The 22,844-nt window shown below is 65.9% G+C and carries 23 protein-coding genes; 13 read left to right on the top strand and 10 right to left on the bottom strand.

The features are described 5' to 3' along the window. Window positions 1–3 precede the first annotated feature (3 nt). From HHL13_RS08550 to HHL13_RS08505, 10 genes are all read left to right on the top strand, one after another. Window positions 4–1,710, top strand: coding sequence for a DUF1592 domain-containing protein (locus tag HHL13_RS08550; protein ID WP_169555266.1), 1,707 nt, complete (start codon window positions 4–6; stop codon window positions 1,708–1,710). Further along, a complete protein-coding gene (locus HHL13_RS08545) occupies window positions 1,707–3,041 on the top strand; it encodes a DUF1552 domain-containing protein (protein ID WP_169555265.1) in 1,335 nt (444 codons plus the stop codon). The genes HHL13_RS08550 and HHL13_RS08545 overlap by 4 nt, the downstream gene beginning before the upstream one ends. Then, window positions 3,038–3,511: a VOC family protein gene (locus HHL13_RS08540; RefSeq protein ID WP_169555264.1), complete on the top strand. Its 474-nt coding sequence runs from the start codon at window positions 3,038–3,040 to the stop codon at window positions 3,509–3,511. The genes HHL13_RS08545 and HHL13_RS08540 overlap by 4 nt, the downstream gene beginning before the upstream one ends. After that, complete coding sequence (locus HHL13_RS08535) at window positions 3,504–3,815, top strand: high-potential iron-sulfur protein (RefSeq protein ID WP_346775522.1); 312 nt, start codon at window positions 3,504–3,506, stop codon at window positions 3,813–3,815. Before HHL13_RS08540 ends, HHL13_RS08535 begins: the two co-directional genes overlap by 8 nt. A gap of 3 nt (window positions 3,816–3,818) precedes the next feature. Beyond that, window positions 3,819–4,484 (top strand): cytochrome b/b6 domain-containing protein, encoded by a 666-nt coding sequence (locus HHL13_RS08530; protein ID WP_169555262.1) that lies wholly within the window; start codon window positions 3,819–3,821, stop codon window positions 4,482–4,484. A gap of 56 nt (window positions 4,485–4,540) precedes the next feature. Beyond that, window positions 4,541–5,014, top strand: a complete 474-nt coding sequence (locus tag HHL13_RS08525) for a MarR family winged helix-turn-helix transcriptional regulator (RefSeq protein ID WP_169555261.1) — start codon at window positions 4,541–4,543, stop codon at window positions 5,012–5,014. An 84-nt stretch (window positions 5,015–5,098) separates the two neighbouring features. Next, window positions 5,099–5,881: a hypothetical protein gene (locus HHL13_RS08520; protein ID WP_169555260.1), complete on the top strand. Its 783-nt coding sequence runs from the start codon at window positions 5,099–5,101 to the stop codon at window positions 5,879–5,881. Between the two features lie 92 nt (window positions 5,882–5,973). Continuing rightward, on the top strand, window positions 5,974–6,711 hold the full coding sequence (locus tag HHL13_RS08515) for an SDR family oxidoreductase (protein WP_169555259.1): 738 nt from the start codon (window positions 5,974–5,976) through the stop codon (window positions 6,709–6,711). 28 nt (window positions 6,712–6,739) lie between these two features. Then, window positions 6,740–8,206 (top strand): aldehyde dehydrogenase family protein, encoded by a 1,467-nt coding sequence (locus HHL13_RS08510; RefSeq protein WP_169555258.1) that lies wholly within the window; start codon window positions 6,740–6,742, stop codon window positions 8,204–8,206. Between the two features lie 28 nt (window positions 8,207–8,234). Continuing rightward, complete coding sequence (locus HHL13_RS08505) at window positions 8,235–8,930, top strand: TetR/AcrR family transcriptional regulator (RefSeq protein WP_240953658.1); 696 nt, start codon at window positions 8,235–8,237, stop codon at window positions 8,928–8,930. Between the two features lie 43 nt (window positions 8,931–8,973). On the opposite strand, the gene HHL13_RS08500 is transcribed toward HHL13_RS08505, so the two are convergent. From HHL13_RS08500 to HHL13_RS08485, 4 genes are read right to left on the bottom strand one after another with little or no spacing between them, the layout of a single operon-like run. Next, window positions 8,974–9,768, bottom strand: coding sequence for an enoyl-CoA hydratase/isomerase family protein (locus HHL13_RS08500; protein ID WP_169555257.1), 795 nt, complete (start codon window positions 9,766–9,768; stop codon window positions 8,974–8,976). 13 nt (window positions 9,769–9,781) lie between these two features. Further along, the gene (locus tag HHL13_RS08495; protein WP_169555256.1) at window positions 9,782–11,974 is read right to left on the bottom strand and encodes an acyl-CoA dehydrogenase; all 2,193 of its coding nucleotides are present in this window, start codon (window positions 11,972–11,974) and stop codon (window positions 9,782–9,784) included. Window positions 11,975–11,979: 5 nt separating this feature from the next. Continuing rightward, on the bottom strand, window positions 11,980–12,807 hold the full coding sequence (locus tag HHL13_RS08490; protein ID WP_169555255.1) for a coniferyl-alcohol dehydrogenase: 828 nt from the start codon (window positions 12,805–12,807) through the stop codon (window positions 11,980–11,982). 20 nt (window positions 12,808–12,827) lie between these two features. Next, the gene (locus tag HHL13_RS08485; protein ID WP_169555254.1) at window positions 12,828–13,055 is read right to left on the bottom strand and encodes a ferredoxin; all 228 of its coding nucleotides are present in this window, start codon (window positions 13,053–13,055) and stop codon (window positions 12,828–12,830) included. A gap of 168 nt (window positions 13,056–13,223) precedes the next feature. Between HHL13_RS08485 and HHL13_RS08480 the strand changes: the two genes are divergently transcribed. The 3 genes from HHL13_RS08480 to HHL13_RS08470 are packed head-to-tail and all read left to right on the top strand — an operon-like array spanning window position 13,224 to window position 16,039. Next, window positions 13,224–14,477, top strand: a complete 1,254-nt coding sequence (locus HHL13_RS08480; RefSeq protein WP_169555253.1) for a cytochrome P450 — start codon at window positions 13,224–13,226, stop codon at window positions 14,475–14,477. A gap of 3 nt (window positions 14,478–14,480) precedes the next feature. Beyond that, window positions 14,481–14,885, top strand: a complete 405-nt coding sequence (locus tag HHL13_RS08475; RefSeq protein ID WP_169555252.1) for an OB-fold domain-containing protein — start codon at window positions 14,481–14,483, stop codon at window positions 14,883–14,885. Next, the gene (locus tag HHL13_RS08470) at window positions 14,882–16,039 is read left to right on the top strand and encodes a thiolase family protein (RefSeq protein ID WP_169555251.1); all 1,158 of its coding nucleotides are present in this window, start codon (window positions 14,882–14,884) and stop codon (window positions 16,037–16,039) included. Before HHL13_RS08475 ends, HHL13_RS08470 begins: the two co-directional genes overlap by 4 nt. A gap of 87 nt (window positions 16,040–16,126) precedes the next feature. On the opposite strand, the gene HHL13_RS08465 is transcribed toward HHL13_RS08470, so the two are convergent. From HHL13_RS08465 to HHL13_RS08440, 6 genes are all read right to left on the bottom strand, one after another. Next, window positions 16,127–17,392: an amidohydrolase family protein gene (locus HHL13_RS08465; protein ID WP_169555250.1), complete on the bottom strand. Its 1,266-nt coding sequence runs from the start codon at window positions 17,390–17,392 to the stop codon at window positions 16,127–16,129. 21 nt (window positions 17,393–17,413) lie between these two features. Beyond that, entirely contained in the window at window positions 17,414–18,220 is an 807-nt protein-coding gene (locus HHL13_RS08460) for a helix-turn-helix domain-containing protein (protein WP_169555249.1), read from the bottom strand. Window positions 18,221–18,326: 106 nt separating this feature from the next. Then, entirely contained in the window at window positions 18,327–19,802 is a 1,476-nt protein-coding gene (locus tag HHL13_RS08455) for a class I adenylate-forming enzyme family protein (protein WP_169555248.1), read from the bottom strand. A gap of 6 nt (window positions 19,803–19,808) precedes the next feature. After that, window positions 19,809–21,293 carry an AMP-binding protein gene (locus tag HHL13_RS08450; RefSeq protein ID WP_169555247.1) on the bottom strand — a complete coding sequence of 495 codons (1,485 nt, stop codon included), beginning with the start codon at window positions 21,291–21,293 and terminating at the stop codon, window positions 19,809–19,811. Window positions 21,294–21,303: 10 nt separating this feature from the next. Next, on the bottom strand, window positions 21,304–21,594 hold the full coding sequence (locus HHL13_RS08445; RefSeq protein WP_169555246.1) for a hypothetical protein: 291 nt from the start codon (window positions 21,592–21,594) through the stop codon (window positions 21,304–21,306). 20 nt (window positions 21,595–21,614) lie between these two features. Continuing rightward, on the bottom strand, window positions 21,615–22,841 hold the full coding sequence (locus tag HHL13_RS08440; RefSeq protein WP_169555245.1) for a CoA transferase: 1,227 nt from the start codon (window positions 22,839–22,841) through the stop codon (window positions 21,615–21,617). Window positions 22,842–22,844 lie beyond the last annotated feature (3 nt).

The raw sequence follows: 22,844 nt of genomic DNA, 5'->3' as shown, positions 1-22,844 counted from the left end.
CGGATGCGTCTTGGTCATATCGCCCTCGGCCTTGCGCTGCCGGTCTTCGCGCTCAGCATCGCAACGGGCCGCGCGCCCGACGCGGCGGTCGCGGAGGCTGCATCCGCCGCGCCTTCCGAAACCCTCGGCCAGATCGTCGGCATGCGCCGCCTCACCGAGGCGCAGTATCGCAACGCCATCGTCGACATCTTCGGGCCCGACATCAACGTCGCCGGCCGGTTCGAGCCGATCGTGCGCCCCGCGCATCAGCTGATCGCGACCGGCGCCAACGTGGCGTCGATCTCGCCCGCCGGGCTGGAACAGTTCGATGCGATCGCGCGTGGTATTGCGGCGCAGGTCTTCGATCCGGCGCACCGCGCCGCCTTCATGCCCTGCGCGCCGAAGGATGCGGCCAAGCCCGATGATGAGTGCGCCCGCGCCGCGCTTGCGCCGATCGGCCGCTATCTCTTCCGCCGTCCGCTGACCGATGGCGAGCAGGCCGCCTATGTCCGGATGGCCAATGATGCGACCACGCGGAATGGCGATTTCCACTCGGGCGTCCAGCTCGCGCTGGCGGCGATGCTGGTCTCGCCCAACTTCCTCTATGTGATCGAAAGCGCCGAGGCAGATCCCGACCGGCCCGGCGAACTCCGGCTCGACGGCTATTCGCGCGCGTCGCGGCTGAGCTTCCTGCTGTGGAACTCCGCGCCGAACGAAGCGCTGCTGACAGCTGCCGCAAACGGCGATCTGGCCGATCAGGCCAAGCTCTCGGCCATTGCCGAGCGCATGGTGAAGTCGCCCCGGCTGGAAGCGGGAGTCCGCGCCTTTTTCTCGGATATGCTGCTGTTCGAGAAGTTCGACGAGATCGCCAAGGATCCGGTCGTCTATCCGCGCTTCAATCCGGAAGTGGCCAAGGCGCTGCCGGAGCAATTGCTGCGCACCATCGTCGATCAGCTCGTCACCCGGAACGGCGATTATCGCGAGCTGTTCACGACGCGCCGCACCTTCGTGAACCGCGCGCTGGGGCCGCTCTACAATATCCCCGTCCGCTCTCGCACCGGCTGGGAAGCCTATGAATTCCCGGCCGATGCGGATCGCGCCGGGTTGCTCAGCCAGGCCGGTTTCCTCGCGCTCTACTCGCATTCGGGCCGCAGCTCGCCGACCCTGCGCGGACGGGCGATCCGCGAGCGGCTGCTGTGCCAGCCGGTGCCCGATCCGCCGGGCAATGTGAACTTCACCGTGGTGCAGGAAACGACCAACCCGGTGCTGAAGACCGCGCGCTCGCGGCTCGATGCGCACGCCACCGATCCGTCCTGCTCGTCCTGCCATCGCATCACCGATCCGATCGGCCTGCCGCTGGAGAAGTTCGACGGCATCGGCGCTTTCCGCGCGACCGAGAATGGCGCGCCGATCGACGTGTCGGGCGGCCTCGACGGCGAGAGCTTCGACGGCGCGGCGGGGCTGGGCAAGGCAATGGCGAACAACCCCGCGACCACCGAATGCGTCGCCAGCCGGGCACTGGAATATGCCACCGGCCGATCGATGGAAGAGGAAGGCGAGACCGTCGCCGCACTCGAAAAGGCGTTCGCGGAGTCGGGCTATCGCCTGCCCGCGCTGATGCTGCGGATCGCCACCTTGCCCAGCGCCTATCAGGTGCCGCGTACCCCCATTTCACCACCCCATGTCGCGCAATATTTCTTCGCGCGGGGCTTTCACGGAGCAGGCCGATGACCCTTACACGCCGCACCGCACTTCGGGGCATGATGAACGGCGCCGCCGTCGCCGTCAGCCTGCCGCTGCTCGACATCTTCCTCGACGTGAATGGCGAGGCGCTCGCCGCCACTGGCGCGCCGGTGCCGATCCGTTTCGGGACGTGGTTCTGGGGCCTGGGCGTCAATCCGCCGCGCTGGTTTCCCGACAAGGTCGGCGCAGGGTACGACCTGAAGCCCGAACTCGAACCGATCCGCGCCCATCGCGACAAGATCAACGTCTTCAGCGACTTCACCGTGCCGCTCGACGGCAAGCCCAATCTGCCGCACACCAGCGGCGGGATCGGCATCCGCACCGGCATGGCGGCGACGGGGGAGGGCAATCTGCCCGGACCGTCGTTCGACGTGCTGATCGGCGACAAGATCGGCACGCGCACCCGCTTCCGCTCGCTTGAAGTTTCGTCCACCGGCGATCCGCGCAACTCGCTTAGCGGACGCGGTAGCGGCAACCTCAATCCGGCCGAGGTCTCGCCGACCGCCTTCTACACTCGCCTGTTCGGCGCGGGCTTCCGCGATCCCAACAGCGCCAGCTTCACGCCCGACCCGCAGGTCATGGCCCGGCGCAGCGTGCTTTCCGGCGTGACCGATCAGCGCAAGGCGTTCGAAGCGCGGTTGGGCGCGTCGGACAAGCACCGGCTCGACCAGTATTTCACGTCGCTGCGCCAGCTGGAAAACCAGCTCGATGTCGAACTGACCAAGCCCGAGCCGATGCAGGGCTGCGTCGTCCCGCGCAAGCCGGGCGACCGCGAAGTGAATGCCGAGATCGAGAATGTCATCACCAACCACCAGATCATGACCGATCTGCTGGTGATGGCGCTCGCCTGCGACAATACGCGCGTGTTCAACATGAACTTCAACAATGGCGCGTCGTCGCTGACCCGCATCGGCAGCACGATCACGCACCATCAGCTGACGCATGAGGAACCACTCGACAACCGGCTCGGCTACCAGCCCTCGGCGACCTATTTCGTGAACAAGATCATGGAAGGCTGGGCCTATTTCGTTGCCGCGCTCGATGCGGTGAAGGAAGGCGACGGCACCCTGCTCGATCACAGCCTGGTCTTCGCGCACAGCGAGACCGAGTTCGCCAAGTTCCACACCATCGACAACATCCCGATGATGACTGCGGGCAGCGCGGGCGGGCGGATCAAGACCGGCATCCATGTCGCGGGCGAAGGCACGCCGGTCACGCGCGTCGGCCTGACGCTCCAGCAGGTGATGGGCGTTTCGGTCGATAAATGGGGTACCGAAGTGATGGAGACCAACAAGTCCATCTCGGAGATGCTGGTATGATCCGGCTCGCGTTTGGCGCGGTGCTGCTCGCGATTGCACCTGCCGCCTTCGCGCAGGATGCCCCTGCTCCGGTGGTGCAGGCGTCGCTGATGGCGCCGGGGCTGCGCGTCACCGATCTCGATCGTTCGACGAAGTTCTACGGGGCTGCGCTCGGGCTGGTGCCCTGCGTCACGCTGCATCACGGCCCGCTGACCGAAGTAATGCTGTGTGCGGACGGCCGCGCGGGCAAGCTCGCGCTGATCCTGATGCGCGATGAGAGGCCGGGCAAATCGCCTCCGGTGCAGATCGGCGACGGCTTCCAGAAGATCGTGATGCGCGTCCCCGATCTTGCCGGTGTCGCCGCGCGGATGAAGGCGGCGGGCTATGCCGTGGGTGAGGTTCACGAGAACAAGGGCGGCCCGTCGGTACTGATGATCCGCGACCCGGACGGTTATGAGTTCGAACTGGTCGGAGGCGCATCGCGTGGCTGACACGACCCTTTCGCGGCGCAACCTGCTGGGCCTCGCCGCCGCCGCACCGGTAGCGATGCTGCTCGGTGCGGGAGCAGCGGCACAGGGAGCGGCGCCCTGCGTCAATCCCGATACCTTGCCCGCCAGCCAGAAGAACCGGCGGCGTTCGCTCAACTTCGTGGCGCAATCACCCGATCCGAAGAAGTCTTGCGGCAAGTGCGCCTTCTTCACCGGCGCGGCCGGGGGCTGCGGCAAGTGCCAGATGCTGAGCGGCGGCATTGTCTCCGCCGCCAGCGTGTGCGATTCCTTCGCCCCGAAAGGCTGAGCGATGAAGCTGAAGTCTCCCCGGCAATATGTGTGGGATGTGCCCACCCGCCTGTTCCATTGGCTGCTGGTCGGCCTGATCGGCTTTTCGTGGTGGAGCGCGGAGATGCGCTACATGGACTGGCATCTGCTGTCTGGCCTTACCGTCTGCGCGCTGCTGTTGTTTCGCATCCTCTGGGGCGTTTTCGGCACCGCCACCGCGCGCTTCAGCCAGTTCGTGAAGGGGCCGCGCGCGATTGCTGCCTATCTGCGCTCAAGCGATGCCGAGACGCCGGTCGGGCATAATCCGCTCGGCGCGCTGAGCGTCATCGCGCTGCTGCTGGTGCTCGCGGCAATGGTAATCACCGGGCTGTTCGCGGTCGACATCGACGGGATCGATTCCGGTCCGCTGTCCTATCTGGTCGACTTCGATCAGGGGCGCGTCGCGGCGGATATCCACCATCTTAGCTTCACCGCGCTTCAGATCCTCGTCGTGCTGCACGTGCTGGCGATCCTCTTCTATCTGATCGCGCGGCGACGGAACCTGACCTGGACGATGATCACCGGCAGCGAGCCGCTTGGCGAAGGGGAGGGCAGGGTTGTCGCTCGCGTCCATCCGTGGCGGCTGCTGGTCGCCGTCGCGGTCGCTGGCGGCGTGGCATGGTGGATCGCGGGCGGCGCGCAACTCTGATGGCCTGGGCGCTGCCGCTTGACAGCGAAGGGCACGCTGGCCACGTCAAAGCTTCGATGAAGCCCAAGAAATCCCCCGAGCCGGCAATGACCTGGGACGAGATCGGCTTCCTGTGCCACGGCATGTCGTTCGCATCGCGCCCGATGCACGAAGCGACGAGCGACATCACCGAGGAATATTCGCTCGGGCCGCGCGGCGCGTGGATGCTCGTGCTGATCGATGTCGGCAACGTCTATCCGCTCGACATCGCCAACGTCTTCCGTATCGGCCGCAGCCTGATCTCGGCCGAGTTGGTGCGCCTCACCGACGCCGGGCTGATAACTTCGGTCCAGAGCGCGACCGACGGCCGCCGCACCGAACTCAAGCTGACCCCGCTGGGCGAAAGCGTGCGCGACCGGGTGCGCCAGCAGCTTCGCGATCTCGTGATGAAGCAGCTTGCCCATTATTCTCGCGAGGAACTGATGCTCTGTGCCCGCATCCTCAGCGATTTCCGCGGCGGCGGCCGGCCCGAGGACGGCTCGCGCGGCTAGAGTATCGCTGGCGGGATCAGTGGCCCCGCTCGATTGCCAAGGTCCGGACTTTCGCCAACATGGCGCGAAAGGAGAGGGGCGAGGATGAGCCTGTACACCACCATCCATCTGCACAACGTGCTCGCCGCGCGCGAAGCGGACTATGCCGCATGGTTCGACGGCAAGCACCGCGAGGATCTCGCCCGCCTGCGCGGCTTCCGCGCCGCCGATCGCTATCAGGTGACGACCGAGCAGATCATGCCGGACATCCCGCAGCCGTGGCGCTTCATGAGCGTCTATGAGTTCGACTATCCCGCGCCAGAAATCGACCTGCCCGCACTCGGTCCGTTGCTTGCCGAGGCACGCGACACGGGGCTGATCGACGACAGCACCCAGACCGAGCGCATCCACAGCTATGCGATGTATTCGGACTGGGTCTCCAGCCCGAACCACCGGAAGGACCAGCCCTTCTCGGGCGTCAGCATCATCCTCGCCAATTTCGTACCGGGTCGCGAAGCCGAGTATCATAAATGGTATGACGAGGTGCACGGCCCCGAGGTCACTCGCGTCCCCGGCAAGGTCGCGATGAAGCGCGGCCGCCTGTCCGATCTCCAGATCGAGCCGCGCCGCTATTGCCCGGGCAGCGACCTCGTCTTCTGTGCGCAGCAGACCGACGATCTGTTGTTCACCGTCCGCGATTTCAGCGCCCGCGCGCGCGGCGTCAGCCCCAGCTGGGTCGCGATGGCGCCGCGTTCTTCCGCGGGCTCGGTCGCGCGCACCGTCCATTATTTCCGCAAGATCAGCGGCAAGGAGTTTTGGCCGGGCGGCATCGCCTATGACGGCGATTTGTCGGTCTATCCGGCGGATTTCGCGCAGCCGGCGAAGTAATCGGACGAACATCGCGGCCGCGATGCGCTCGGCCCTTGTCCGGCGCGGGGTGGCGTGCAGAGTCGTTCGATAAGAAAATTCGGGAGAGAGACGTGGCGAAGACGATCGTGATCACCGGTGCGGGAGACGGACTGGGCCGGGCGCTGGCGCGGCGCTTCGCCAGAGACGGCGAGACGGTGGTGCTGCTCGGCCGCACCTTGTCCAAGGTTCAGGCTGTCGCCGACGAGATCGGCGCGCCGCATTTCGCGATCAAATGCGATGTCGGCAATCCGGACTCGGTCCGCGCCGCCTTTGCCACAATCGCGCAGACGCATCCGAAGATCGACGTGCTCATCAACAATGCCGGCATCTTCGAGCCTTTCACGCTGGGCGAAGTCAGCGACGATCAGGTGATCAGCCAGATCACCACCAATCTCGCCGGCCCGATCTTCTGCGCGCGCGAGGCACTGCCGCTGCTGCGCGGGGGCGGGCAGATCATCAACGTCACCAGCGAAGGCGTGGCGCTCAAGATGCCGATGCTGTGGCTCTATGCCGGCACCAAGGCCGGGCTGGAACTGGTGTCCGACATGTGGGGCCGCGAACTCGAGAGCGAAGGCGTGCGCGTCACCGTGGTCCGCGCCGGGCAGATGTTCGACGAAACCAAGACCGCGCCGCCCTGGCCGCAGGATGTCGCGATCCGCTTCGCCACCGAGAATGCGAAGGTCGGCCTGAACCTGCGCGAACGCCCGCTTTCGCACTACAACTCGGTCACCGATGCCTTCCGCGCGGTGATCGACATGCCCGCAGACCTTCACATCGGCACCGTCGCGCTCAGCGCCGCGCGCCGCTGATCCAACGACCCGACAGGAACACCGCATCATGACGATCTTGCCCGACGCCAAACTCTATATCGATGGCGTGCTGCGCGATGCCGAGGGGGGCGCGACCTTCGACGTGATCGGTCCGTGGACCGGCGAGCCGGTGGGCAAGGCAGCGGACGCTTCGGCCGCCGATGTCGAGGCAGCGATCGCCGCCGCGCGCCGCGCGTTCGATACGACCGACTGGTCGACCAACGCCGATCTGCGCGTGAAGCTGGTGACGAAACTGCGCGAATTGTTCGAGGCCAATCGTGGCCGCCTTTCCGATCTCGCCCGCCATGAAGCCGGCGCGGCGCTGGGCGCGGTCGGCCGCGCGCATGTCGACATGGCGCTCGACGGGTGGGACGATTATCTCCGCCTCTTCCCGCAGGTGACGTGGGAAAAGGATTACGGCACGCGCTCCAGCTTCGGCTTCGAAAGCCATCGCAAGACCGTCAGCGAGCCGATCGGTGTCGTCGCGGCGATCACGCCGTGGAACGTGCCGCTCTACGTCAATGTGGGGAAGGTCGTGGCTGCGCTGCTGGCGGGCTGCACCGTTATCCTCAAGCCCGCGCCGAACACGCCGGGAATGGGCGCGATTTTCGGCGAGCTGGCGGCGGAAGCGGGTTTCCCGGCGGGTGTCCTCAACGTCGTGTTCGGCAGCGATCCGGCGCTGGCGGGCGAGATGATGGTCACCGATCCGCGCGTCGATCTGATTTCGTTCACCGGATCGACCGGGGTGGGCAAGCGGATCATGGAGCAGGGCGCGCCGACGCTGAAGCGCGTCTTCCTCGAACTCGGCGGCAAATCGGCCAAGATCGTCCTCGACGACGCGCCGAACTTCGCGATGGAAGTCGCCACCGCAATGCTGGTGTTCCATGCGGGGCAGGGCTGTGCAGTCCAGTCGCGTCTGCTGGTGCCTGCCAGCCGCTACGAGGAAGCCAAGGCGATCCTCAAGCACAGCTATGCCAGCTTCGGCGACAATTGGGGCGATTTCGACAATCCCCAGCACATCATGGGTCCGGTCGTGTCGCAGCGGCAGATGGAGCGGGTGATGTCCTATGTCGAACTCGGCAAGGAAGAGGGCGCGACTCTGCTCGCGGGCGGCAACATGCGGCCGGACAAGGGCAATGGCTATTTCATCGAGCCGACCGCCTTCGCCGCGACCAACGACATGCGCATCGCTCGCGAGGAGATTTTCGGGCCGGTGCTGGTGGTGATCCCGTTCGAGGATGACGAGGACGCGATCCGAATCGCCAACGAGAGCGATTACGGCCTGTCGGGCGGTGTCGCATCGGGCGATTTCGACCGCGCCATGCGCATTGCGCGCCGGGTCCGTTCGGGCTCGATCAGCGTCAATGGGGGCATGTGCATCGCCGGCGACTTGCCTTTTGGCGGCTACAAGGCCAGTGGCGTGGGTCGTGAATGGGGCCTGGAAGGCATCGAGGAGTTCCTCGAGACCAAGGCGATCGCCTGGCGCGCCGCCTGAACAGACCCGGTTAGGGGCAAGTTCGACTGTGGATGCAGTAACGACAGCGAAGCAGAAACCGGCCAAGGCGCTCAGCCACAATCTCAACGGGCAGCGCCTGGGCCGCAAGGGTCAGGCGACGCGCGAGCGTATCCTTGCGGCGACCAACGAGCTTCTGGCGGGTCCCGCCGATGTCCAGATCACGTTGAGCGCGGTGGCGCGCAATGCGGGGCTGGGGATGACCTCGCTCTATCTCTATTTCAACGATCTGACCGAACTGCTGCTCGCGGTGCTCGATCCGGTGATGGCGACCACCGAGGAAAGCTATGTCTCGCTGCTGCGCGAGCGCTGGCCGGACGAGGAACTTGGCGAGCGTGCGCTGGCCTTCGTCACCGGCTATCACGGTTTCTGGGTGAAGCATTCGCGCCTGCTCCACTTGCGTAACAACATGGCCGATCAGCGCGACGAAGGCATGCTGCTCCACCGCGTCCGCTCCGCCCAGCCGCTGATGCGGCTGTTCGTCGAGCAGATGGACGGCAATCTGGAAGATCCCGGCAGCCCGGTGTTCAGCATGGCCACCGCGCTGATGACCGGCCTGGAGCGCGTCGTGACGGTGACCACCGACACCACGCTGCAGGACTTGCTTCACGCCCGCTTCTCTTCGAGCCATCGGCATTTGCTGCACGCCGAGGCGCGGCTGCTGGAACTGGGGATCCGGGATACGCGGGTTAGGGTGAAGGGGTGACTTCTTCTCTTAGCCCCTCCTCTGAAGGGGAGGGGCTTTAGAGTCACTTCTTCCCCAGCGCCTGAATATACCGCTCGATCCCCTCCAGATATGCCGGGTTCAGCATCAGCGCGCTGTTCGCCATGCGCTCGATATGCCGCCCGGTGTCGCGGCCGACTTCGCTGGCCATCTCGATCGCGATCTTCGCAGCGCCCATCTGTTCGGCATTCTGCTTCGTCAAATGCCGGCAGAATTCCATCGCCGCATCGTGAAAGCCCTCATCGGGCAGTACGTCGTGGACCAGCCCCATGATCAGCGCGCGATCGGCGTCGGCCTTCTGGTTGGCCATGATCAGCCAGCGCGCCCAGTGCGGCCCGCAGATCCGCGTCAGGCGGCTGACGCCATTGGAGGCGGGCAGCACGCCGAACAGCCCCTCGGGGAACGAGAAGGACGCGCCCTTCGCTGCCAGCCGGAAGTCGCAGGACATCATCATTTCCAGCCCGCCGCCGACGCAGGTCGCATGGATCGCGCCGACGATCGGCTTCTCGATATGCTCCATCTCGTCATAGATGCGCTGCATCCCATGCAGCCCGCGGCGATGGTTCTCGCGGATCGCGGTGGCGGTTCTTGCCGGGCCGCCGGGCGCGCCGCTGCGCAAGTCTGCGCCCGAACAGAAGAAGCGCCCGGTTGCGCGGATCAGCATCACCCTGAGTTCCGGCGTGTCGCGGAAGCGGCCCAGCGCCGCCTCGAACAGCGCCATCGTCTCCGCCGACAGCGCGTTGAGCTTCTCCGGCCGGTTGAGCGTCGCGATCAGGACGCCATCCTGTTCCTCGGTCAGCAGATGCGGTTCTTCGGACATCTTCCCCTCCGCCTCAGGCCCGCGTGCGGGGCAGGCCCAGCCCGCGCTCGGCGATCATGGACCGGTGGACTTCGCTTGTCCCGCCATAGATGGTCGATCCCTGCGCGTGGCGATAGAACATGTTGATCTCCGCCGCCGCGCCCGTCCGCTTGGACAGCGATACCGGCGCGGTCAGATCGATCAGGTCGCGCGCATCGCTCAGGAATTTCTCGGACGAGAACATCTTGGCCATCGGGCCATAAGCGAGGTTCGGCTTCTTCTCGGCAATCACCCAGGTCGCTCGGTAGATCAGCAGTTCCGACGCCCAGACATTGGCCGTGGTCCGCGCCAGCCGCACCTGCGCCGACGCATCCTCGATCAACGGCTTGCCGTGATGGCGAACTTCGCCGCACAGCGTCTCCGCCGCTTCCAGCATCTTGCGCTGATATTTGGCGAAGCCGCCGCCATGCTCCAGCTCAAGGCTGGCGCTCATCGTGCGCACCCCGCCATCGACTTCGCCCAGCCGCCAGCTGTCAGGGATCTTCACCCCGTCATAGAAAGTGATGTTGGTCCGCTCGTCCTGAAAGGTGTGGACCGGCTGGATCGTCACGCCATCGGCCTTTAGCGGCACGATGAACATGGTCAGCCCCTTGTGCTTGGCCACATCGGGGTTGGTGCGGCACAGCATCAGCACATAGCTGGCGAGGTTCGCGCCGCTGGTGAACATCTTGGTGCCGTCGATCCGCCAGCCGTTTCCGTCTGGCGTGGCGCGGCACTGCGCGGCGAACACGTCCGATCCCGAACCGGGCTCGGAATAGCCGAGGCTGCAGATCACTTCGCCAGACATGATCTGCGGCAGCACGTCCGCTTTCAACTCGTCGGTGCCGAAGCGATGGATGATCAGCGCGACCATCTGGGCGACGTTGGCGGCGGGATTGTTGTATCCCTGATGCTCGAACGCATCCATCGCGGCGATCTTCGCATAAGCCGAAAGCCCGCGCCCGCCGACATCCTTCGGTAGCCCGAGATAGAGCAGATTCTGCGCCGCCAGCTTGCGGTTTAGCTCGGGATTGTAGCCCTCCCAGCTGTAATGGAATTTCTCGCGCATCTCCGGCGTGACGTTCGCCGCGAAGAAGGCGTCGATCTCGGCGGCAAGCGCGCGGGCGTCGTCGCCCAGATCGAAGTCGATCGGGCAGGGGCCGGCATCGGGCAGCGCCGCGGCTTCGCCCGCATAGAGTCGCCGCCCGGCTTCCTCGATCAGCCGCTGCGGATCGCCCAGCACCAGCGGCCATGCCTTGGCGCGCAGGTTGAACAGGAAGATGTCGTATTCGGTGGTCAGGCCATAGCCGCCGAAAGTGTGCAGCGCCTGCGCCACCGTCCGCGCACAGGCGTCCGCATTCCACCACGCCGCGATCGACACCGCTGCGCCCGCGCGCGCTTCGCCATCGTGCAGGTCGCGGATCGCCTTCCACACCAGGAACCGCCCGCCATCGATATCGCACAACAGGTCGGCGAGAGGATGCGAGATGCCCTGAAACGTTCCGATCGGCTGGCCGAACTGGTGCCGCTCGCAGGCATAGGCAGCGGCCAGCTTCAGCGCTTCGCGCCCGATCCCGGCCAGGCCCGCCGCGATCAGCAGCTTCCACTCCTCGATCCCCGCCGCGAACAGCGCCAACGCCTCCGGTCCGGAAGCCAGGGTCACGCGCGGATGCGCCGAAAGGTCGATCTCGGCCATCGGCGTGGAAGCCAGATTATCCTCTGCCACCCGCGCTTCGGCGGGGACCGAGACCAGTATGATCTCGTCGCCCATCCGCGCGACCACGGCTTCGGCGACCAGCCCGCCCGCAACCCATTGCACCGGCTCGACCGCGACATCGCGGAACGCCAGCGTCGCGACCGTTTCGCCCGATACGATCCGATCCAGATCGCCGCCAAACAGCGCAATCAGCCGCGCCGTCACCAGCGCCTCGGCCAGCGGTCCGGAAACCAGCGTCCGCCCGGCATCCTCCATCAGCAGCGCGGCATCGAACAGCCCGAGGCCCAGCCCGCCCGCATCTTCCGGCACACGGATCAGCAGCGCGCCAAGCTCGGCCAGCCCCTTCCACAGATCGGCGTCGAACCCCGAGGGCATCGCCGCGCGCACCCGGGCCATGCTGCTGTGCTCGTCGAGGAAGCGCGCGAACGTGTCGCGCACCATCTCCTGATCTTCGGTCAGCTCGAAATTCATTTGGCTTACTGCGCCGGAGCCGAGCGCCGCATCATCACGCTCAGATCGACCTGACCCGTCGCCACGCCGCCCATGAACCCGCCATCGACCGGGAACACCACACCGTTGACGATCCCCGCCAGCGCGCTGTTGAGCAGCACCAATCCGCTCGCCTGTTCCTCCGGCGTCGAGTAACGGCCCATCGGCTCGGCCGCGGCGTCGATCACTTCCTTGCCCGATGCCGCGACGAAGGTTTCCATCATCGGCGTCTGGGTGGGCGAGGGCAGGGTGCAGTTGATGCGGATGCCCTGCTTGATCAGGTGCGCACCCATGAACTGGGTCCACACGATCACATTCTCCTTGGAGAAGGAATAGCCTTCGCGCACCGTTTCCAGATTGGCTTCGCACCAGTCGACCGCGGCCGCAAACCCCTTGGTCGTGACCAGTTCCATGTTGGTCGGGATCCGGCGGCTCCAGCCGAGTCCTCCGGTCGAAGCAATGCTGGCGATGGCGGCACCCGGCTTCATCCGCGGCAGCACCTGCTCGGTCAAATGGCGCAGACCGATGAAGTTGACCTTCATGATGTCCATCGGCGGCAGACTTGCCGGCAGGCCCGCGCAGTTGAACAGCGCATGGATCTCGCCGTCGATCGCCGCCACCCCGGCCTCGATCGACGCCGGATCGCGCAGGTCGACATTGTTGAACGAGGCCAGCGGCAGGCTGCTGTCCTTGTAATCCAGCCCATGCACTTCGGCGCCCAGATCGAGCAGCAGCTTCGCAGTCGCTTCGCCCATGCCGGAAAAGCATCCGGTGACGATGACGCGCTTGCCCTTGTAGCCCAGAATATCGCTCATTTTACTCTCCGAAACAGGAATCAGCCGCGCGCGGGTGGCCAGCTTTGGGTGCCGTCATCCTCGATGACGAAGATGATGCGTTCGGGGCAGGCGCGTGCGCCGTTCTTCGCGGTCTTCTCGTCGCCTGTGGCCACATCGAAGCCGTCGGTGTCGATGTACCCATCATCGTCCAGCGGATAGAGCTCCGCCGAAACCGCTGCGCAGCGGGCATTGCCGACACAGGCCGCCCGTTCGATCCGGATCTTCATATCGCCCTCTCCAACGCAATTGCCGCATCCTAGAGTGGAGAACCGGCGCGGGATCAACCGGGGCGCGTCGTCATCGCTCGCGCGATGACCGCCAGAGCGCGCTTTCTCCCGATGGCGATGCCGCTATGGTCTCCCGCGACCGCAGAACAGAAGCGTATGGAGATTGTCATGGTTCAAGCCGCCCTGAGCCCCGCCGCGCCCAAACCGGCGCACGTGGCCGACGATTTGGTCTATGATTTCGATGTCCATGCCGACCCCGGGCTGCTGGCCGATCCGCACGCTCGCCTGCTCGATCTGCTCAAGACCGCGCCGCCGGTGTTCTGGACCCCGCGCAACGGCGGCGGCTGGATCGTACTGAGCCATGCCGCGAACTATGAAGCCTCGCGCAACACCGAGGTTTTCTCCAGCGAGTTCATGCCGCCGGCGCAGATGAAGGCGATGCTCGCCGCGCTGCCGCCGGGCGCGCCGCATATTCCGACGCCGGTGCCGATCACGCTCGATCCGCCCGAGCACACCAAATATCGCCAGCCGTTGCAGAAGGTGTTCTCGCCCAAGACCATCGCCAATCTGCGCGAGAGCATCCGCGAGCTTGCCGGCGCGCTGATCGATGGCGTGAAGGCCGATGGCGGGTGCGAGTTCATGAGCGCGATCGCCGAGCCGCTGCCGGTGCAGGTGTTCCTCAAGATGCTGGGCCTGCCGCTCGACCGGCAGGCCGAATATCGCGAGATCGTCAGCGAGCATATGAAGGCGATCGACGGCGACCGCGTGGGTTCGATGAAGCGGCTCCAGCGGATCGCCGCCGCGATGCGCGACACGCTGCTCGAGCGGAAGGCGAATCCGCAGGACGACATCATCTCGATGCTGTGGGCGCTCGAGATCGACGGCCAGCCGACCACGCTCGCCGACATGGAGAATTACGGCGTCCTGCTGTTCATCGCCGGGCTGGATACGGTGATGAACGGGATGGGCCTCGCGATGCGCGGCCTCGCGCTCGATCAGGAATTGCAGGCCAAGCTGCGCGCCGAACCCAAGCTGATCAACGAAGCGGCCGAGGAAATGCTGCGCCGCTACACCTTCACCGTGCCGGTGCGGATCATCAAGCAGGAAGCCGAGATCCACGGTGCGACGATGAAGCCTGGGGACATCGTGAAGCTGTTCCTGCCTGCCGCCGATCTCGACGCGCGCGAATTCCCGCAGCCCGACAAATATGAGCTGGGTCGCGAGAACAATGTGCATATCGCGTTCGGCGTCGGCCCGCATCGCTGCCTGGGCTCGCACCTCGCCCGCGTCGAGCTTCAGGTGCTGTACGAGGAAATGCTTGCACGCCTTCCCGCCTTCCGCCTCGATCCCGCCAATCCGCCGATCTTCCACGGCGGCCATGTGATCGGGATCGAGCGGATGCACCTGCTCTGGGACGCCTGACCCTTGGCGTGGCAACGCTCGCGGCCCCGTCTCGACCGGGATAACCGCGCCTTCTGGACGGGGGGCGAGGGGGGGAAGCTGTACATCGCCCGCTGCGGCGACTGTGAAACCTTCATCCATCCCCCACGCGAGATCTGCCGCAACTGCCTGTCTGAAAATGTCGCACCCCATGCGGTGGCGGGAACGGGCGTGGTCGATACCTACACCGTCAACCACCAGCCCTGGGCGAGGGACATGGACGTGCCCTTCGTCATCGCGCGAGTGAAGCTCGACGACGCGCCGGGCGTGTATCTCACTACCAATATCGTCAATTGCCCGGTCGACTCGGTCGACATCGACGACCCCGTCCGCGTGGTGTTCGAGGAACAGGACGGCATCTGGTTTCCGCTATTCGAGAAGACCGCATGACCGAAGCCTATATCACCGGCATCGGCATGTCGGAGGTCGGCGTGCGGCTGACCCGATCGGCGCTCGCGCTCACCGTCGATGCCGTGAAAGAGGCAATCGCGGATGCCGGGCTGACGCTGGGGCAGATCGACGGCGTCGCGACCTATCCCGGCAAGATGCAGAGCTTTCTCGGCTTCTCCCCGGTCAGCTCGGACGATCTGATCGAGACGCTTGGGCTGAAGACACGCTGGCATATCGGCGCGGCCGAAGCGACCGCCCAGCTCGGCGCGATCGCCGAAGCCGCCTATGCGGTGAAGGCCGGACTTGCCCGCCACGTCCTGTGCTTCCGCACCGTGTATGAAGCCGCCGCGCTTGCCCGGCCCGAGGAATATCCGCCGCTCGAACGGCGCAAGGACGTGACCGGCAATTCGCAATGGGTGTCGCCCTTCGGCGCCTTCTCCGCAGCCAACTGGACCGCGCAATATGCGACGCGGCACATGAAGCGCTACGGCCTGACTCGCGAGCAGCTCGCGCAGGTCGCGCTCAACGATCACGCCAACGCTGCGCTCAATCCGCGCGCGCTGGTCAAGAAGCCGCTGACGATGGACGAGTATATGTCCGCGCGGATGATCTCGACGCCCTTCTGTCTCTATGACTGCGACCGTTTCACCGATGCCTCGACGGTGGTGATCGTATCCGCCGGCGACGCGCTCGACGAAGTGACGGCCACCCCGATCCGCATCGCCGCCAGTGCGGGATCGGTCGAGCGCTATAGCTGGGATCAGGCCGAATGGGCCGGCGCCTATCCGACCGGACGCGACCTGTGGCGCAACACCGATTACACGGTGAAGGATGTCGATACCGTCCAGCTGTACGACGGCTTCGCGTTCCAGCCGATCACCTGGCTCGAGGGGCTGGGCTTCTGCGAAGTCGGCGAGGGCGGCCGGTTCCTCGAAGGCGGCACCCGCATCGCCCGCGATGGCGAGCTGCCGATGAACACCGGCGGCGGGCAACTCGGCTGGGGCCGCCTGCACGGCTTCGGCTTTGCCTATGAAGCGGTGGTCCAGCTGCGCGGGCAGGGCGGCGCGCGGCAGATCGCGGGCGATCCGAAGGTCGCGGTGGCGACTTCAGGCGGCGGCCCGATGGCGGCGGCACTGCTGCTGGTGCGGGACTGACCCACACCCGATTGCAGGGAATCCACAAACGAAAAAGGGCCGCCCGTCTCCCCACGGGCGGCCCTCGATCCTCGCGGCTGACACCGCTCAGAAAGGCAGATTGTAGAGCTTCGAAGCGTTGGTCTCGAGCACCTGCTTCTTCACGCCGTAATCATAGTCGCCCAGCGTCGCGACGATATGCTCCTGCACGCCCGGATAGAGCGAAGTCGGGTGCGGGAAATCGGTTTCGAACATTACCTTGTCGGTGCCGATCGTCTCCAGCAGCAGCTTGGGGCCGACCTTTTCGAACCAGTAGGTTACCCAGAAGTGATCGCGGAAATACTCCCACGGGCGCTTGTGCAGGCGTCCGTTGGCCTTGTTCGGCAGCATTTCGTTGAACTGATGCTCCAGCGCTTCGAGCGCGAAGGGCACCCAGCCCATGCCGCTTTCGATCAGGCCGATCTTGAGCCCCGGATGCCGGTCGAGCCGGCCCGAGACGATCCAGTTGCCCAACGTTGCGGCATTGCCGATCGAGAACATCGTCGCGACCACCGACAGCGTCTGTTCGAAGGCAAAGCCTTCCCAGGTCAGCGTGTTGGGGTCGATCGCGGCGTTGAGGTGGAAATTGAGCGGCGTGCCGGTGGCGTCGCACATCTCGAGGAACGGCGTCCAGTAGTCGTGATTGAACGACGGCACGCCGACGCGCTCGGGCGTGTCGGGCAGCACGAAGCCCTTCAGCCCCATGTCGATGCAGCGCCGCGCTTCCTTGTTCATCGCGGCTTCGTCCCAATAGGGAAGATGCGCCATGTTGAAGATGCGCTGGCCCGACGTTTCCTGATATTCGACCGAGGCGTCGTTATAGATCTGGATCACCGCAAGCGCGACTTCGGGATCGCCCAGCGACATCAGCGAACCCGCCTGCGTCACGCCCGAATTCTGGAAGCAGATCTGCGCATGGACGCCCATATCGTCCATCGCCTGAAGCCGCGGCTTGACCAGATGCCCGCCCGGATGCGCCTGTTCCAGCTTGGGGAAGGCGAGGCGGCCGAGCAGCTTGTTGTTGTCGTTACGGATGACGTTGCCGCCCATCGACCCGAAATTGCGGTCGCCGACATACCAGCGCTCCACGCCATCGGCGTCGAGCTTCACATAGGGCATCTTGTGCTTCAGCGCCGCCGGCGCGCGCGACGTGAACAGATCGGGCGCTTCGGTGAAATGAGTGTCGGTATCGACGATCTTGATGCCCGCCAGCGAGGGATCAAGCCCGCCCGATTGCGAAGCATAGTCCACTTCGCGCAGCACGCCGCCGGGGGTATATCCCTCGGCCGACCAGTATTTGCGCGCGTCGCTCGCGAGTTCTTTCGTATCAGCCATGTCTAGATTCCAGCTTCGAGATCAGGCTGCGTTGAACAGCGACTGCACGCCCGCCGAAGCCGGTGCTTCCTCGCTGACCGACCGTGCGACTGCATCCTGCAAGGTGCGCAGCAGGGCGGCGGCATCGATCTGGTCCGAAGGCTCATAGACGAAGCCGACCGCGAGCGGCTGGTTCTCCGGCAGGCCGGGAAGGAGGACGGCGGTGACATCGGCAATCGATCCGAAGCCGGCGATTCCCGTCGCGTTGCCCGTGTCGCGGCACTGCTGCACGCGGGTCACCATGTCGGCGAAGGCGAAGCGGCGTTCCGGCGCGGCTTCAGCGTTCAGGCGGCGAAGCATCCCGTCACGCTGCGGCTGCTGAACCGTCGAGAGGAGGAGCCAGCCCGCAGCGGAGTCCGACAGATGCTCCTGCTGCCCGCCGGCAAGACCCATCGCATTGGCCGTGCGAAGCTTGCGGGTGCCGGTGCGCCAGCTGCACACCTGCGCCTTGAGCCCGACCATGCTGAACACGGCCACGCCCAAACCGGTCTGTGCCGAGAGCCGGTCGATCAGCCCGACGAGGCGGCCGTCGCGCACCATGCGCGGCTGTACCGCGCCGCCCAGCATCGCCGCGCGGGGCGTCAGCGAATAGGAACGGGTCTGACGATCCTTGTAGAGCAGGCCGAGGCCGACCAGGTTCGAAAGCAGTTCCGAAGTGCTCGACTGCGGGCGATCGAAGCGGCGGACGATGTCCATCACCGTCGCCTGCGGATGCTCGTCGTCGAAAAACTCAAGCACCTCGATCACGCGCTTTGCGATGCGCGCCTTGTTCGACTCGATGGCAGCCACGGCCCTCTCCTATGCTTATTTATCAACATAGTTGTTCACTAAACCGGGCTGGCTTGTCAAATAAAAATGAGAGGCTCTCGTTTTTGCGTTGCAGCAACGTTCCTTGTCATTGATCCGATTGGAAAAACTCGCGCACCGCCATGCGATCGAGCTTGAGCGAAGGGGTACGGGGAAGGGCATCGCAGAACCGCCAGAGCACCGGAACATGCGTTGCGAGGACGTGATTCCGGACGTGATTCTCCAGCGATTCCACACTCGGTTCGGGCGCGCCGGGCCTGAGTCGAATCGCGGCAGCAGGCACTTCGCCGAGCCGCCGGTCGGGCACGCCGACCACTGATACTTCGGCCACGGCGGGATGCAGCGCCAGCGCCCGTTCGATCGTCTCGGGCAGGATTTTGAAACCGCCGCGCACGATCGCGCCGTCGGCCCGGCCGCGATGGAACAGGAAGCCGTCGGCATCGATCAGTGCGATGTCCGAAGTGCGGATCCAGTCCGGTCCAATCCGGGGGGAGACGACTTCGAGCAGTCCTTCGCTGCCCGGTGGCAGTTCCGCACCGCTGTCCGGATCGACCACGCGCAGTTGCGCGCCGGGCATCGCGCGGCCGACCGATCCCAGCTTGGCTTCACCCCATTCGGCATGGAGCTCGGGCGTCATCGCTGCGACCGGACCTGCGAACTCGGTGGCGCCATAGGACAGCAGGATCGGAATGTCATAGCGCGCCTCGAACGCCCGCTGTACCGCGGGATCGAGCGCCGCAGCACCGGTGCCGAGATAGCGGATCGACGCCAGGTCCTCGCGCGGGATCTCCGCATCCAGCACTTGTTGCACGCACGACGGCGGCAGCCCCGAATGCGCCGGTCGCCAGCGCAGCACATGGTCATGCCATGCCGCGATCGAGAAGCGTTCGAGCAGCGCCACCCGTTGCCCCCGGATCAGCATGGGCAGTGTCGAATAGATGCCGGTGATGTTCCCCAGCGGGAAGAACAGCAGGAACGGCGGCAGCGTCTCCGGCGCGTCGCCCTGCCGCGCGGTCAGCGCGGTGGAGAGGAAATGCTGTTCCAGCAGCCGGTAGCTGATCGGGAATTGCTTGGGCGGGCCGGTCGTGCCGCTGGTGAGGATCTCGATCCGGGGCTCGTCGGGACCGATGCGGCCACCCGCCGCGCCGGCTCCGGCCAGCAGCGTCGCGTCCATCGCATCCAGCGCCACTGCCGCGATCCCTTCGCGCGCCAGAATCGCCCTTACTTCGGGCGTGAAGTCTTCGGCATGGGCGATCACCGCGCCGGGCTCGCATCGCGCGATGCTCGCGGCGATCCCGGCGGGGGACTGAAAGGCATAGACCATGCGGATCGTCCGCCCCTGCGCGGTCAGCGCCAGCAGCGCGGCGATCGATTCCGGCCGATTGCGGGGCACGAATGCCACGGGCGCGCGCGGACCCACGCCGCTTGCCGTCAGCGCCGCCTGCACGCCGCTCGCGACGCGACGGACATCGCCCCAGTCGAACCAGCGTTGCTCGAATTCGATCGCGGGCAACGCCGGATCTCGGGCCAGTGCTTCGATGCTGCGCTGTTGCAGGCTGGCCATCGCGGATCAGCCCGCGAACAGCTTCTTGACCTCGCGCCGCAACAGCTTGCCCATCTCGTTATAGGGCAGCGCTTCGACGAACAGGATCTTCTCCGGCACGCGCGACGAGCGCAGCCGGTCGCGCACCAGCGTGCGGAGCGCATCGGTGGCGGGCAGGTCATGCGTATCGCGCACCATCAGCGCCACGCCGACCGCCTCGCCCCATTCGAGCGATGGGATCGCCACCGCCGCCGCATCGGCCACCGCCGGATGGGTCAGCAGCACATCCTCGATCTCGCCGGGCGAGATATTCTCGCCGCCGCGCACGATCACGTCGTCGGCGCGGCCGGAGAGGAACAGATAGCCGTCCTCGTCGATCCAGCCCGCGTCGCGGGTGGCGAACCAGCCGTCCGCGTCGAGCGCGCTGCGTTCCTTATATTCGCCCGAGACCTGATCGCCGCGCACATAGATTTCGCCGCGCTCGCCGGGGGGCAGGGCCTTGCCGTCCTCGTCGCGGATTTCCAGCTCGACCGTGGGCAGCGGCTTGCCGACCGAGGCCAGCCGCGCCTGCACCCGGGGATCGCTTGAGCCATGTGCCGCGCGATGCTCGTCGGGACCGAGCAGGGCGACCGTCGAGCTCGTTTCGGTGAGGCCATAGGCGTTGGTGAAGCCGGTTGCGGGAAAGCGCTCCAGCGCCAGGCGGATCAGTTCCAGCGGCATCTTGCCGCCGCCATAGGCGATCGATTTCAGGCGGGGCAGGGCGGCATCCTCGCCCATAGCCTCGACGATGCGCGAGAGCATGGTCGGCACGACGAACGCATTGCTCGCGCCTTCCGCGGCTGCCAGCGCCAGCCAGGCGGCGGGATCGAAGGCGGGGAGCAGCAGGATGCGGCGTTGGGCATAGATCGAGCTGAGCAACGCCGCGATGCCCGCGATGTGATAGGGCGGCACGCTGACCAGTGCGGCGTCGGCTTCGTCCGCCGAACCGAATTCGATCGTGCCGAGAATGTAGGACACCAGATTGGCATGGCGCAGGATCGCGGCCTTGGGCGCGGCGGTGGTGCCGCTGGTGAAGAGCTGGATCGCGATGCCTTCGCCGTCATCGGCTTCGCTCGCCGGTTCCGCCGCCAGCGCCGCCTCGACCAATTCGCCGCGCGACATCACCCGATTGGCATCAGACGGGCAGAGCCGCTTCACCCGCCCGGCCTCGCCCACGATCAGCGCGGGCGTCACGCGTTCCAGCAACGCGGCCAGATCGGTATCGGCCAGCCGGTAGTTGAGCGGCACATAAGGTACGCCCGCGATCGCCGCGCCGAACAGCGCCATCGCTGCCGCTTCGCTGCTTTCGTCGAGCAGCGCGACATGCGCGCAGCCGCTTTCGCGGATCAGCGTCGCGGCGCCCCGCGCGCCGGCCAGCAGCTCGGCATAGCTCCAGCGCCGTCCGTCGCACACGATGCCGACGCGGTCCGGCGCGGCCTCCGCCGCCATTTCGAGGAACAGCGCGATATTCATCGTCTTGCGGTCAGTCCGAAGCCGGCAGCGGCTTGGCTTCCTTGATGATCAGCGCCACGCCGTCGACCGACATCGAGCCTTTGCCCGGCTTCACGCAGAGCAATTCGAACGTGCCCGCCGCGTCGACATAACGCTTGCCCATCAGCGTGCCGTTGGCGTGCGCCGGATCGATCGCACCGACCGTTTCCGGCTTCGCTTCGGCCATCGGCGCGCCGCCGCATTCGATCGTGCCCGCGCCCGCGCGGATCACCATCGCTTCGGTGTCGCAGACTGCGCTCTTGAGTTTGGTTCCGGGTTTCATCTCGCAAATCCTCGTGTCGCTCAGGCGATCGCGCCGCTCGATTTCAGCGCTTCGATCCGATCCCATTCGATGCCCAGTTCCATCAGCACCAGCTCGGTATGTTCCGAAGCCTGGGGCGAGCGGGTCGCTGCCAGCGGCTCGCCGTTGAACTGGATCGGCCCGCGCACCAGCCGCAGCGGCGCGCCGCCATCGGCGCCTTCCACTTCGACGATCATGTCGTTGGCCAGCGCCTGTTCGTCGGTCAGCAGATCCTCGAAGCTCTGGATCGGCGCCCATTGCCCCTTCATCGCCTTCAGATGCTCGCGCCAATAGGCGAAGGGCTTCTGGGCGAAGGCCTTGACCAGGATGTCGCTCGCCGCGCCGGCGTTCTCGATCAGCGAGGGGACGTCGGCGAAGCGCGGATCTTTCGCGGCTTCGGGTACGCCGACCATCTCGAACGTGTCCTCGATCAGGCCGGTCGGGCTGACCATGCACAGGTTGATCGTACCGCCGTCCGAGGTGGTGAAATTGCCCATGAAGGGGTTGCGCAGCGATCCGCCCGAGGTCGGCATCGAATTGCGGGTCAGCTGGCCGGTCTCCATCACCTGTGACACCAGCGCGCCCGATGCCCACCATCCCGCGCTCAGCAGCGATCCGTCGAGCTCTACCGCTTCGCCGGTCTTCTCGCGGTGGAGCAACGCAGCGGAGATGCCGCCGGCGATGAACATGCCGCCGATCGAGTCCCCGAACGCCGGGATGCCCTGCGTGATCGGCCCGGGCAGTTCGGCCGGGGTCATCGACCAGGCCACGCCGCTGCGCGACCAGAAACAGGTGCCGTCGAACCCGCCGACTTCGCGCTCCGGTCCCTTGTTCCCCAGCGCACTGCCGCGGGCGTAGATGATGTTCGGGTTCGCCGCGCGGATATGCTCGATATCGAACTTGTTCTTCTGGCGATGCTGGGGGAGGTAGTTGGTCAGGAACACGTCGCAGCTCTTCGCGAGCTCGTAGAGGACTTCCTGTCCCTCGGGCGTCGACAGATCGATGCCGATGCTGCGCTTGCCGCGATTGGGATGCTCGAACAGGGTATGGCGCAGCGGATCCAGCTTCACCCCGCCCATGTTGAGGAAGCCGCGCTGCGTATCGCCGCGCACCGGGTGCTCGACCTTGATCACGTCCGCGCCCCAGTCGGCCAGGATCGCGCCCGCCGCCGGCACATAGGTGAACTGAGCAACTTCGAGGACGCGCACGCCCTGCATTACCTGCGTCATAAA

This window comes from Sphingomonas sp. G-3-2-10 (genome assembly GCF_012927115.1).
Lineage (GTDB): Bacteria > Pseudomonadota > Alphaproteobacteria > Sphingomonadales > Sphingomonadaceae > Sphingomonas.
Note: the sequence above shows the minus strand (reverse complement) of the source record. Positions and strands in the feature narration are given on the sequence as shown.